At 65.5% G+C, this 13,110-nt stretch carries 11 protein-coding genes; 10 read left to right on the top strand and 1 reads right to left on the bottom strand.

Features of this window, described 5'->3' with window-relative positions:
• Positions 1-444: 444 nt before the first annotated feature.
• The 10 genes from QTI51_RS36910 to QTI51_RS36865 all read left to right on the top strand — a co-directional run bounded on the left by QTI51_RS36910 (position 445) and on the right by QTI51_RS36865 (position 11,584).
• A complete protein-coding gene (locus QTI51_RS36910) occupies positions 445-1,086 on the top strand; it encodes a hypothetical protein (RefSeq protein WP_286518153.1) in 642 nt (213 codons plus the stop codon).
• 867 nt (positions 1,087-1,953) lie between these two features.
• Entirely contained in the window at positions 1,954-3,522 is a 1,569-nt protein-coding gene (locus QTI51_RS36905) for an EAL domain-containing protein (RefSeq protein WP_286518155.1), read from the top strand.
• Positions 3,519-3,830: a hypothetical protein gene (locus QTI51_RS36900; protein WP_286518156.1), complete on the top strand. Its 312-nt coding sequence runs from the start codon at positions 3,519-3,521 to the stop codon at positions 3,828-3,830. Before QTI51_RS36905 ends, QTI51_RS36900 begins: the two co-directional genes overlap by 4 nt.
• Positions 3,831-3,872: 42 nt before the next feature.
• Positions 3,873-4,646, top strand: a complete 774-nt coding sequence (locus tag QTI51_RS36895; RefSeq protein ID WP_286518157.1) for a Crp/Fnr family transcriptional regulator — start codon at positions 3,873-3,875, stop codon at positions 4,644-4,646.
• A 53-nt stretch (positions 4,647-4,699) separates the two neighbouring features.
• Positions 4,700-5,296 (top strand): response regulator transcription factor, encoded by a 597-nt coding sequence (locus tag QTI51_RS36890; protein WP_286518158.1) that lies wholly within the window; start codon positions 4,700-4,702, stop codon positions 5,294-5,296.
• A gap of 51 nt (positions 5,297-5,347) precedes the next feature.
• Positions 5,348-6,070, top strand: coding sequence for a Crp/Fnr family transcriptional regulator (locus QTI51_RS36885; RefSeq protein WP_286518160.1), 723 nt, complete (start codon positions 5,348-5,350; stop codon positions 6,068-6,070).
• A 448-nt stretch (positions 6,071-6,518) separates the two neighbouring features.
• Positions 6,519-7,562 (top strand): LysR family transcriptional regulator, encoded by a 1,044-nt coding sequence (locus tag QTI51_RS36880; protein ID WP_286518161.1) that lies wholly within the window; start codon positions 6,519-6,521, stop codon positions 7,560-7,562.
• A gap of 137 nt (positions 7,563-7,699) precedes the next feature.
• Entirely contained in the window at positions 7,700-9,268 is a 1,569-nt protein-coding gene (locus QTI51_RS36875; protein WP_286518162.1) for an AMP-binding protein, read from the top strand.
• A gap of 14 nt (positions 9,269-9,282) precedes the next feature.
• Positions 9,283-10,554, top strand: a complete 1,272-nt coding sequence (locus tag QTI51_RS36870) for an acyl-CoA dehydrogenase family protein (RefSeq protein ID WP_286518163.1) — start codon at positions 9,283-9,285, stop codon at positions 10,552-10,554.
• Positions 10,555-10,591: 37 nt separating this feature from the next.
• Positions 10,592-11,584, top strand: a complete 993-nt coding sequence (locus QTI51_RS36865; protein ID WP_286518164.1) for a Bug family tripartite tricarboxylate transporter substrate binding protein — start codon at positions 10,592-10,594, stop codon at positions 11,582-11,584.
• A 346-nt stretch (positions 11,585-11,930) separates the two neighbouring features.
• On the opposite strand, the gene QTI51_RS36860 is transcribed toward QTI51_RS36865, so the two are convergent.
• Positions 11,931-12,914, bottom strand: a complete 984-nt coding sequence (locus QTI51_RS36860) for a helix-turn-helix transcriptional regulator (RefSeq protein ID WP_286518165.1) — start codon at positions 12,912-12,914, stop codon at positions 11,931-11,933.
• Positions 12,915-13,110: the final 196 nt, after the last annotated feature.

The raw sequence follows: 13,110 nt of genomic DNA, 5'->3' as shown, positions 1-13,110 counted from the left end.
CTCTGATGTCGCATGGATCGGCGCTCCGCGCCGGGCCAAGCGGCCCAATCACTCGACGGGCAAGGGTCATCTGGGTAGCATGCTTTTGCCTGAGGCGCCGAAGCGACGTAACAGGGGCGTTGGCTGACGCGTCGTTCTGAGTTTGCCGACAGCATGTGGGGTTGCAACATCGCAAAGTATGCGCTGTCCGTTTGTAAGCCATTGGCGCAACCGACAGCGAGGGGCACGTCAGGGGGCGAGCTCCGCTCTTCTTGACGGAATGGGACCGATCAAATGCCTGAATCGACTTCGGACTGGGCGCTCCATGCTGCAGGAGCAAGGCTGCAACCTGCCCGCCAGCCGCTATCAACCGTTCCAGCAGTGGGGCGGCCAGCCGCTCGGGAAGATGTGCTCGCTTGGGTGGCGAGCGCCTGGACGGCGAGGCGACACACTGCCGATCCTTCCTTGGACGAGTTGGCAGACGCGGCAGTGCATGGCATGCGCAACTCGCTCTCCGCAGTCCTGCTGGGCACCGAGCTGCTGGGGCGGCGCGACTCAACCCAAGGTGTGCGGGAGATGCCCGGCGTGCTCGAACATATTGCAAATGCGGCCGCGCGCGCTGAAGAGCAAGCCGAGGAACTCGCCGATCTGGGTCGTCTGGCGGCAGGTCGCTCGATCGGTGCCGCGATGCGGCCATTTCCATTGCATTCGACTGTGGCGCAAATGCTCGCGGACGCGCTGGGAGGCCGGTGCGTCGGTGCCATCGAGCACGACCGTCTGGGCCAAGGCGACGCTCACGGCGATGTGGCGCGCATTGCGCAGTTCATTCGGCTCGCGCTCGAGGAGGTGGGTTCGATGCAAGCCGGGGCTTTGGGCCGCATTGTTGTCAGCGAAGTTGCGGGCATGCGCTTTCGTATCGCGGTGTATAGCGTCGCCTCGGTTTCCGGAGCATCGTCTGTGGAAGCATTACCGCAGTTGGCAAGCGCCAGCCGGCGTGCGCGGATACGGGGCATCGCGCAGGCGCACCGCGGCAGCGTCAGGTTTGGCCCGGCCTTGGCTGGCGCGGCGCCCTTTGTCGAGGGCTGGTTCCACGGACCGACCGTCTGAGTGCGGGCTCAACGCGCACAGGTCATCGCAGTGGCGACGATTTCGTGGGGACGCGTGCAACCATGGAAGCACCCGCGGGTAAAGCGCGGCACGGAGCATGTTACCAGCGGTGAAACGTCGTTCCGTTTTGTACGAGCCCTGTCTTCTTTTCGTTTGCCCCTGCACGATTTCACGATAGATTGAACCGCGTGCCTTCAGAAGCACGATGAGTGCCTCTTCATCGCCATTGACGCGCCGCGTTCCCTGAAGTTTGCGGCTTGGGAGCTTCGCGCCGCCCTTGCGAGAGCAAGTCATAGCCGAGCCCGAGGACGTACTTCGACTGGAGCGGGCGGTGGCTTGATCGATTTGCGTGCTCGTTCAGATTGCTGGCCAATCCCTGTCAGGGGTCCTCACTCAAGCAGGCCCCGTCGCCGAATCCACTCACAGCAAGCACCTTCATCGTGGGCGCGCTCTTGCATTTGGGGGGCGCCCGCACCAGCACCGTATGCAGGGATGACAAAGGGTGCTTCAGACGAGGTCTGCGCACGCTGCCTCATGGCAAGGAAGTCGGAGAGACGGGGAACGCTGCGCATGCGAACTGTGTTTGCGCGTGCTGATAACTACAACGTGTAGCTAAGAGCTCGATCTCGCTTGCGCCGTGTTGTCCCGCTGTCGGCGCGGGCACATTCTGCAATCGCATTTGACGTATTCACCTCGACGTCGCGCGTCCCTGGACAAGCAGCTCGATGTCGACGAGGGCGTGTGCAGCTCAGAGCGAAAAAACGCACTGAAGCGGAGCGCGTCCAGCGAGATGTGTGACAAGGAACACAGTTAGGCAGAGAAAGGCGCGCGCTTGCTACGGCAATCCGTAGTATTCAAATGTCTGAGATGTCGCTGCATCAACAGCGCGACCACTTCGTTCAGCACGATCTATGGACTGTTGCGGAGGGACCCGACGCTTCATTCGAGCGCACGAAACGGTCCGCCACTCCCCGGGAGTTCAAACAACGAGTTTCATGTAAGAAGGATCCGATGCTCACCCTCTCAAAGACTGAAGCGCCGTGTGCGCCGACGGCGGTAGTGTCTGCATGCCGCGACGTCCGGGCGTACGCCGGGCAAGACGTGCGCGGCGCGGCGCCCGTTGCGTTTGAGCGCTGGCCTGAACTGCGTGCTGCGGCACCCCGGGCCTGTGCCTATGTGTTCATCTCGAACCTGCCGCACCTCGCCCAGGCCTACGGGCAGGACTTCGCATCGGCTGCCAGCCTCGAGGTGCAGCGCAGGCTGTGCGCCCACTTCATCACGTCGGCGGCCCATGACATGGCCCGCTTGCGCGACGACTGCTTCCTGCTGTGGGCAAACGATGCCTTCGTGTGCGGCGCGAGCAACATCCGCGAGCTGCCGCAGGCCGTGCGCAGCGCCAGCCAGCCCATCGAGACGCTGCTCGCCGTGCTGGGCGCCGAGCCGGTGCGTGCGATGGGCATCGTGGCGCTGGTGCAGTTGCACGTCGACTGGATCGAGATGCGCGCGCCCGGGCAGCTCGGCACGTCGGAGATCGAGCTCGCGCTGTGGACCGCGCAACCGTTCCCTGACTCGCGCGAGAGCCGGGCCGATGGCTGGTGCCAGCGCTACCGCGCCGACATGGACGTCGCCCTGCGCGTGAGCGAAGCCCTGCGCACCGAGGCGCTCTCCTTCGCATGGCAACCGGTGGTGCACGCGGGCAGCAACCATGGCACGCTGTACCACGCGGGGCGCGTGCGTCTTCCGGCAAGCCGCAGCGAGCCGGCCCTGTTGGCGCAGGAGGTGTTCCTGCCCTGCCTGCAACGCCTGGGGCTGGCCCGCGCGTTCGATCGCATCGCGGTGCGCCAGGCGCTGGCGGCGCTGCGGCGGCAACCCGCCATGCACATCGGCGTGGGGATCTGCGCGCAAAGCGTCAGGCTCGATCACTGGTGGGCGTCATTGTGCGCGGCGCTCGACGAGGAGCCCTCGCTGGCTTCGCGGCTGGTGATCGAGATCGTTGGCAGCGCCACGCTGACCGAGCACGAGGCCGCGCGCGACTTCTGCGTGCAGATGCAACTGCGCGGTTGCCGCATCGGCTTGCGCGACATCGGCGGAGGCAACGATAACCTTGCTGCGTTGCAGTCCTGCGGGCCCGACATCGTGAAGCTCGACGCCTCGCTGCTGCGCCGCGCGCGCGGTGGCGCCTTTGGCGTCGAGTGCCTGCGCGGCATGATCTCCCTGTGCACGCACGTCGCGACCCAAGTGGTGGTGGACGGCATCGAGCGTGAAGAAGACATGCACATCGCTTCACGCGTGGGCGCGCAGTGGCTGCAAGGCTACGGCGTGCGGGCCACCGAAGCAGCAGGGGCAAGGGCCACCGCCGACGCCGACGCACACGACGGCAGCTCCGGTGCCACTTCCGGTGCCGCTTGCGTGGATCCCCTGGCGGGGTGCCTGTGAAACTTTCGCCCGATTTCGAACTGCGACTGCCCCGCCTTAGCAAGGACCTGAACCAATTGCAACGCTCGGTCCAGGAACTGCTCGCCACCTTCGAGCAGCCGCGGGTAGACAGGCGCGCGCGCAACCCCGTCGAAGCCGCGCAGTACGCGATGCTTGAAGCGGCACTGCGCACACCGGAAGCCAAGCTGGTCGCGCTGCTCGATAGGGTTAGTGATGGCAGCTCGTGCTGCCCACAGCCAGTGGACTCCGTGCGCGCGGCCTGTAGAGCGCGGGCAGTGCCCCCGACGAGCCTCTCGCCCATCGCGTGAGTCGGCGTTGACCTTATCGATGGCACCGCGTGTCCTTCAGCCATGTACCTGAATCCTATTTTCGCGAGCGTTCCTCAGGAAGAGCGCGAGGCCCTGGTGCGCAGCAGCGAACTGCGCTCCTACCGACGCAACGAAGTGGTGCTCGCTGCACGAAGTTCGACGGACTGCATCTACTGCGTTTCCAGCGGGCTCCTGCGCGTGGTGGGTCATGGTGGCGGCCGTGCGCAACCCATTGATGTCACGACAGACTTCATCCGCCAGGACGAGTTCTTCATCGGACCGTCGCTGGCTGAAGACACTGTCCAGTCTCGGCAGACGCTGGTGGCGGCCTTGCCTTCGTCCGTGCACTTGATTCCCATCGCGGCGTTTCGCAGGCTGTGCGAGCTGTACCCTGATGTGGCCACCGGCCTGCTGGACCTCGCCATCAAGCGCATGGCCCTCATGCGCAACCAGTTGCGGCGCATGTCGGCGCTGTCCACCGGAGACGTGGTGAGTCGCGTCTTGCATAAGCTTACCGTGCTGGCGCCAGCGAGCACGGGGGCCTTCGACAAGCGCATCTCCCAATCGGTGATCGCCTCGTATGCGGGGCTCTCGCGAGAGGTGGTCAACAAGACCATGCGAGACATGGAGCAGCGTGGCCTCGTGCGGCGCGACGACCAAGGCGTGCACGTGCCTGCGGAATTCGCTTCCACCGACTTCGGCAGCCTGCTTCCCGTCGAACGCAGCCTGGCACAGGTCGCGCCGAACCAGCTCGATCCAGTCTACCTCCGTCGCGCCCTGCCGCCGGCGGCGAACTCACGCGGACGCAAGCTCTAGCGCGCATCTGACAGAGCGCCGGCAACTCTCATTTCCAGCTACGCAAGGCATCGATGTCCATCTCCAACCGCGACCCGATCCATGCACTGTCTATGCGCGGCACCACAACGCCTCTTAGCACAGCACGCGGCGAGTTGGCCCGGCGCTGGCGTCCCGACGACGAGTACCCGGTCGATGGGATGGCGAGCGCGACCGCGCACGGCCCGCCCCGCACGACGGCGCCCACGCTGGCGCTGCAGTTCATCGAAGCCGCACAGCAGGATCTGGCGCGCTTGATGCGGCTGATCGCCGAGGGCAACTCGGCCGCGGCGACGCGTGTCGCATGGTGCATTGTGGAGAAGGGCCGCGCGGTTCTCGAGTTCGGCGCACAGTCATCCCCGCGCGCCGAGTCTTTACCGAATGGAGAGGATGGAGCGGAACCAGGAGCAGGAGAAGCGGCCCCGAGGCTGTCGCGTCGCGAACTCGATGTGCTGCGCATGATCTCGCAGGGCCTGAGCAACCGGCAGATTGCCGAGTCGAGTCATCGCTCGCTGCACACGGTGGATGCGCATGTGAAGAACATCTATCGCAAGCTGGCAGTGAAGTCGAGGGCACGGGCGGTGCGCGATGCGATGCAAAAGGGCTTGATCGATCTGAGTGCGCGGGAATAGCCGCTGGCATGGCGGAATCGACGCATGCGACAGCCAAAACCCCCTGTTCCAGTGATTGCCGCCAGCGGCGCTGTCTTCCATCATCGCGTTGTGAACCTGCATCCCTCGCTTGCCCGTCTGCCGTCGCTGGAACGCCTGGCGTTCCGGGAGCTTTGCGAATTGCGTGCCTACGCGCGCAACGAAACCATCCTGGCGCCGAACGAATGGACGTGTGCGTTCTATTGTGTGGAAAGCGGCTTGGTGCGGGTGGTGGTCGAGGGGCGCGAGGGTGCTCAGGAGGAGGCCGGCGTCACCACCGATTTCATTCGTCGTCACGACTTCTACCTGGGGGGCTCGCTCAGCGAGCCGCAGTATCGCGCAGCTCACAGGTTGGTCGCCGTGCTTCCCTCCACCCTTTATCTTGTGCCGGTATCAGCGATGCGAACGTTGTGCGCGCGGCATCAAAACATAGCGTTGGAACTGGTCGAGGGGGTGTCCGCACGGATGAATGTGCTGCGTCGGCAGCTCCAGCGCGTCTCCTCGTTGTCGTCCGAAGAGATGGTGGGGCGCGTGCTTTACAAGATGACGCAGATCGCGCCCGCAGGCCACGAGGTCTACGACAAGCGTGTCACGCAGGGCGTCATCGCGTCGTACGCGGGTCTGTCTCGCGAGGTTGTCAATCGCACGATGCGAGAGATGGAACGGCGCGGCGTGCTGCTGCGTGATGCGCAGGGGGTGCATGTTTCTCAGGACTTTGCGGGAACCGACTTCGGCGCGCTGCCTCCCGAAGTTTGACAGCGCCGGCTGCGATGCCCGGCCAACACATGTGTTGCCGAATCGTCGTCGCTTCAGCGCGACAAGCTGTGTAGCAGGTTGGGCTGTGGCCCCCGCGTTTTGAATCAACGGCTTGGGCGCTGCAGCCATGCGTCAGGACGACCGCTCGTCAACCGGTCGCCGTAGACCTGTGCCGGGAGGCTGGCGTAAGGGCTACGAACTGCACCTCGTGCGCTGGATCTTGGACGATCCAACGGGAGCCGACGCCGCCGCGCAGTCGGGGCGGCGGTCAGCCGGCTTCAGGTAGGGGCGGTTCGACCGCCCATGGTGCAATCGGCAGGAGACACAAAGGGGCGGTGCAAGGTCAGTGGACCGGCCGGCGTGCCTGGGCGTCGCCGGCACGTCTCCGCTGCGCGAGCATTTGATCTCGCCGGCAGCGGCAGCGCGCGGGGACGAAAATGCCCCACCTATGGAACTCCGGTCGCTTCGCTATTTCATCGCCGTGCTGGAAGCAGGCAGTCTTTCGCGCGCCGCAGGTGCGTTGTATGTGGCGCAACCCGCGCTGACTGCGCAGATCAAGAAGCTCGAGGGAGAGCTTGGCACGCCGCTGTTCGAGCGTTCGCACGTCGGTGTCACGCCCACGGCGGCGGGGCTACAGTTTTACCAGGACGCACGCAAGCTGCTGTCGGATGCCAGCGCGATGCGCGAGCGGCTGCAGCGCGGGCCAGGCGGGCTCGAAGGCTCCGTCACCGTGGCGGTGCCGTTCCTTTTGGCATCACTGCTGCTGGGGCCCGTGCTGGCGCGGCTGAAGCAGTCGCATCCGCGCATCCGCGTGTTCGTCATCGATGACCTGAGCCTGATGGTGCGCAAGGCCATGGTCGAGCGTCGCGCGGACATCGGCATCCTGGTGGACAGCGAGGACGTGAATGGGCTCGACGTGAAGGCGTTCGTGCGAGAAGCGATGTTCGTGTGCGGCCACGACGCCGGAGGCGAGGTCGCGGCCATGACTGCGCAGCCTGTCGCCGGCGCGTCGAAGCGGAGCAAGGCGCGCAACGCGCACAGGGCTGCCCCTGTGGCGCGGCCGGAGATTCCCTTCGCCCGTGCGGCGGGCTTGCCGCTGGTGCTCCAATCGCGCCGCTTCAACATCCGTGCGCAGGTGGAGCGCGCCGCGATGGATCTGGGCTTGGAACTCAACATCGCACACGAGCACGACTCCGCACGCGTGATCCGTTCGCTGTACCTCGCGGGCGCAGGGTTCACTTTTTCACCCGCATGTGCCATCGGCGACGCGCCGCCAAGAGGCAAGCAATGGCTCGTAGCGCGCGTGGTGCAGCCCGAGCTGGCACGCAATTATTTCCTTGCGACCGCGTCCGCGCGCAAGCTGGACGACGCGACGCAGGCAGTGATGGACGTCTTGGTGGACGAAACGCGCCGCCTGATCGCGTCCGGTCGATGGGAGGCGGAATTGCTCTTGCGGGATGAAGCGCTGCCCAAAACCCGCGGCAGGCCATAGGGCAGGGTGCCGGGGCTCGCGCAGGCTATCAATTGTTTTGATGCCCGTGCATCAGCAATCCGTATTTGTTGTTGTGCGCCCTGTGCTGCCAAAGTCGTCTCCATCCCGTGCCATGGCGCCGGACATCAGGAGACAACTTGCAAACCACATCCCCCGCGATCGCCAACGTCGGCGAGCTCGCATCGCGTGCCGCGCGCATCCACGCGAAGCGCTTGGCCGTCACGAGCGCGTCGCGCTCGGTCACCTACGAAGAACTCGAGCAGCGCTCCAACCGCCTGGCCAACGCGCTGTGCGGCCTGGGCCTGCAGCGCGGCGACCGTGTGGGCGTGTACCTGCCCAACTGCGTCGAGATCGTCGAGCTGGAGCTGGCCTGCTACAAGGCCGCGCTGGTGAAGGCGCCCATCAACGCGCGGCTCGCGCCGCTTGAGGTGGCCGAGGTCGTCGCCAACAGCGAGGCGGCGCTGATCGTCACCACCGCCGAACGCGCGGAGAGCTTTCTGTCGCACCTCAAGGCTGCGCCGCGCCTGCTGCTGCTCGATGCCGTTGAAGACTCGCCCACGTCGTACGAAGGCGCGCTTGCGCACGCCAGCGACCGTTTTCTGCCGGCGCGGGTACAAGCGGATGACCTTGCAGTGCTGCACTACACCTCAGGCTCCAGCGGCGTGCTCAAGGCTGCGATGCAGACCTTCGGCAACCGCCTTGCGCAACTGCGCAAGTTCCTGATGCGCGCCGACAACCTGCAGCCTGGCGATCTCCTGGGCCTGGTGGGCCCGATCACGCACGCCTCGGGCATGCAGTTGGTGCCGGCGCTGTGCAGTGGCGCCACGATCCGACTTTTCAGCGGCTTCGATCCAGGCCGGTTCATTGCCGAGATGAAGCGCGAGCGCGTGACGCACACCTTCATGGTGCCCACGATGATCAACATGCTGCTGGCTGAGGTGCAGGGCCGCTACCGCCCGCTGCCCGACTTGCGGCGCCTGGGTTATGGCGCCGCGCCGATGGCGCCTGCGCGCATCATGCAGGCAATGGACGTGTTCGGCCCGGTGCTCTCGCAGGGCTACGGCGCAGGCGAAACGACCTCGGGCGTGTGCGGCCTCAGCGTGGAAGACCACCTGTTCGCACGCGCCGCGATGCCCGAGCGGCTGGCCTCCTGTGGCAGGCCGTTTCTGGAGTCGGTGATGGAGATCGTGGACGACGAAGGACTCCCGGTGGCCGGGGGCGCGATCGGCGAGATCGTGGTCGGCGGACCCGACATCTTCGCGGGCTACTGGCGCGCACCCGAGCTTACGGCTGAGGTGCTGAAGAATGGCCGTTACCACACGGGCGACCTCGCGCGCGCTGACGACGAGGGCTACATCTACATCGTCGACCGAAAGAAGGACATGGTCATCAGCGGCGGCTTCAACGTGTACCCCTCGGAGGTGGAGGCGGTGCTGTACCAGCACTCTGCCGTTGACGAGGCCTGCGTGTTCAGCGTACCTGACGACAAGTGGGGCGAGGCTGTGGCCGCGCACATCGTCTTGAAGCCCGGCGTTGTCGCGGACGCGGCCGCGCTCGACGCCTTCTGCGCGCAGCGGCTTGCGGGCTTCAAGCGGCCGCGCCGCATCGAGTTCGTCGAGTCGCTGCAGAAGAACGCCAACGGAAAGATCGCGCGCAAGGTCATCCAGTCGCCGTATTGGGCAGGCCACGATCGCCGCGTCAACTGAGGAGACGTACCGCCATGACCACGCAAGCCATTGCCTCCAAGTTCTCGGACGACACCACTGCCAGCGCCACCACGGCTTCCAGCGTGCGCGCGCCGCTGTTCGACGGGCCGTTCGAAGGCTCGGAACGCGCAGCCGAGCTGATCGCGCGCATCGCTGACTTCCTGCACGGCGAGTTGGCCGCGCTTGTGCGAGAGGAAGGGATTGACCACGAACACAGTCCCGACAAGCCAACGCTTCAGCGCGTGTGGCGCCGCTCGCACGAACTGGGCTTCTACGGCATGACGTTGCCCACAGCCATGGGCGGCCTGGGGCTCTCGCTGCTCGATCATGTGTTGATCAAGGAATCGATCTACGCGAGCGGGTCGCCCCTCGCGCCGCACGTGTTCGGCGAACTCAGCGGCCCACCGCGGGTGGGGGCGCTGGCGCGCCACGCTACGCCGATGCAGCTTGCCAAATTCATCGTGCCGGTAGCGCAGGCCGAAAAGGCCATCTGCTTCGCCCTCACCGAGGCCGAGGCCGGCTCCGACCCCGGCGCGCTGCAGACGCAAGCGCGCCTGGACGGCGACACCTACATTCTCAACGGGCGCAAGCGCTTCATCTCGGGCTCGCCCTTTGCGGACTACGCGGTGTTGATGGCGTCTACCTCCGACAGCCCCGATCGCCGCCAGATCTCGGCCTTCTTCGTGGACCTGCGCCAAAGCGGCGTCGAGGTGGTCTCGGGCTACAAGACCATGGCAGGCCAGTCCACCACGGGCGACATCTTGTTGAACGACTGCCGTGTGCCCGCGGCCAACCTCATCGGCGAGCCAGGCCGAGGGCTGGCGCTGGCGCTGGGGCGCATCACTGTCAACCGTCTGCTGCATTGCCCCGCCATGGTGGGCTTGGCCACCGTGGCGTTGAAGGATGCCCGCGACTACGCGCGCAAGCGGCGCCAGTTCGGCCAGCCGATTGCGGGGTTCCAGGCCATCCAGCATTCGCTCGCCGACATGGCCACGCAGCTCGCGGCGGCGCGCGCGTTGATGATCTCGACCGCGCGCCAGCTGGATGCGGGCGGCGACGCGCGCGCGGACGCCTCGATGGCCAAGCTGTTCTGTTCGGAGTCAGCGTTCCGCATCGCCGATGCGGCGGTGCAGATCCACGGCGGCGAGGGCATCGTGCAGGGTCGCCGCGTGGAGTTCCTGTTTCGCATGCTGCGGATGTACCGCGTGCTCACCGGCACCAGCGAGATCCAGAAGAACATCATCGCACGCGAGTTGCTTGGCGAAGCGCCTCAAGCGGGCGCCTGAAAAACAGAGCTACATAAGAGATCCGGAGACAAGTGAAATGAACAACGACTTCGACGCGTCGCGTCGCGTGCTGTGCCGCGCCTTGGCTGCGGCGCCACTGCTGCCATTCGCGCGCGTTGCGCGGGCAGCCGACCCTTGGCCCAGCCGTCCCATCAAATGGGTCGTACCTTACTTGGCTGGCACTGGGCCCGACACCGGGGCACGCATCCTCGCCGAGGCCGCTGGCCGCCTGCTCGGACAGGCGATCATCATCGAGAACAAGGGCGGCGCTGCCGGCAACATTGGCGCGCGCCAGGTGGCCCGAGCCGCGCCGGATGGGTACACCTGGATCTACTCCGCGGCGCCCATGGCCGCGAACGTGCTGATGTACCGCAGCCCCGGGTACGACGTGATGAAGGACTTTCGTCATTTGATGCGGCTCACGACGTCAGACGTGCTGCTCGTTGTCAGCCCCGCATCGGGTATCGGGACGCTGCAGGAGCTCGTCGAAAAAGCGCGCGCCAACCCCGGCAAGCTTGATTACGCGTCGGGCGGGGTGGGCACACCCTCGCACCTCGGCGTCGAGCTGTTCCTCCATGCTGCTGGCATCAGCGCAACGCATGTGCCGTACAAGGGAGCGTCGGAACTGGTGAACGCCGTGCTCGGCGGGCAGGTGAGCTTCGGCATGCCGATTTTCGCAGTGGCGTACCCCCACGTGAAGGCCGGCAAGCTCAAGGCCTTGGGCGTGGCGGCCACTCGACGCAATGCCAACTTGCTGGACGTGCCCACGCTGGCCGAGCAGGGATTGCAGGGCGTGGAGTTGACTTCATGGGGCGGGCTTTCCCTGCCCGCAGGCACACCCGATCCTATCGCCGCGCGCATCTATGAGGTCTTTAGCCGGATGGTGAAAGATCCGCAGGTGATCGCGGCCATGACTGAGCTTGGCAGCCAGGTCACGCCTTCGACCCCGGAGGGCTATCTGCAGGTGATACGGCACGAGATCGAACTGACCCGGCAGATGATGAAGAGCGCCAGGATCACGCCGCTCTGAAGAGTGCCCTGAAGGCGCCCTGCCATCTGGCGATCCGCACCAGAATTCGGCTCTGGAGCCAATTTGCGTTGTCCGTGGGCCTCTGCGTTCCTTAGTTGATCGCGCCGAGCGCGGAATGAGAGATTGCCCGCGGATCGCTCCTGGCAGTGGAGTCCATCGGCGTCAGGCCGTGAGCGTGATCGCGGCATCGTTGGACGGGCAACGGTACGCGGGCACGAGCGGGACCTGTTTGGCGACCGTGCAACGAATTGGCTGCAATGACTTGTGATTGAGTGTCGCGCTGCGAGCTGCTGCATCGTTGCGGACGGGGACGCCGCCAGGCTTGACTCTGGCGCGAGCACGGTGTTCAAGCCGCGAGGCGCAACGCCTTGATCAGTCCGGCGACGTTGCCCACCTGCAGTTTGTCGTAGATGGCCTGAATGTGGTTGCGCACGGTGGCCGGCGAGCGGCTCAGGATGGCGGCGATGTCCTTGTGCGTGTCGCCGCGTGCCAGCAGTTCGGCCACGGTGCGCTCGCGCGGCGTGAGGCCGTCGGCGGCGCAGCGCTTGCGTACGCCCAGGAACAAAAGACGCTGCTCCAGCCGCGACGACACCGCGATATGCCGCCCTAAAAAGGCGGACTGCACCGTCATGAAGTGCTCCAGCAGCGAGGTCGGCAGCCTTTGACGCGGCCAGTCCTCGAACTCTTCCTGCATCAGCGCCACGAAGCTCACGTCGCAGTGGTAAATGGCGCCCTTCAGGTCCGCAATGGCCGAGCCCCGCGGCTGCAGGGCAGCGGCGGGCGATTGCGTTCGGTCCAGATGCATCACGCGGTTGAGCGCAAGCGCTTGCATCATGTGCGGCGACAGGCTCGCCAGCAGGCTCACTTCCTCTGGCTTGCAGTGCGCGTCGGGGTCGGCGCGAAACAGCGAGAACCAGTGCATGAAGTTCGACTGCGGGTTGCTGTCCATCGTGATGAAGATGTTGTTCTGGTCGTAGCGCCGCACATAGTCCAAGAACGGCGCATACCGGGGCCCGCTCCACCAGCTTGCCGAGTTGAAGCCCTGGGTGCCCTGTCCCTTGCCGAAAAAGCTCGCGGCCGCGGAGTCGAGGTGCTTGAAGTCGTCGTACTCCCGCATCATGTCGGGCGTCTTGCGGTAGAGGTGCAGCGTGTGAACGTCGATGCCCTCTTCGGCGGTTGTGGCCGTGCCCCACATCGAGGCGTCGAAGGGCAGAACCGGCTTGACGAGTTCGAGCGCGGCGTCCTGAAACGCCTGCATTGGCAGTTCGTGCGAGAGCCGGTACAGCTGCAGCAGGAGGGTGCCGATGTCGTGCGACGCTGGTGGGGTCATGGGCCCAGTCTTGCCGCGCCCGCGGGATAACGCATCCCCTGTTTCCGTGATTCGCAAGGGCCGACTTTGTGCTCCGCCCTGGAAAACCCTGGCACCCACCGGACCGTTTCAAGAATGGTGCATTTGCATCATTTCATTTCCGTAAGTGACCGCTAAGGTTCACAAAACGCCGGGAGGTCCGGAGTTTTTCAACCTT

This window comes from Variovorax sp. J22G73, from assembly GCF_030317035.1.
Lineage (GTDB): Bacteria > Pseudomonadota > Gammaproteobacteria > Burkholderiales > Burkholderiaceae_C > Variovorax.
This window is presented reverse-complemented; position numbering and strand designations above follow the sequence as displayed.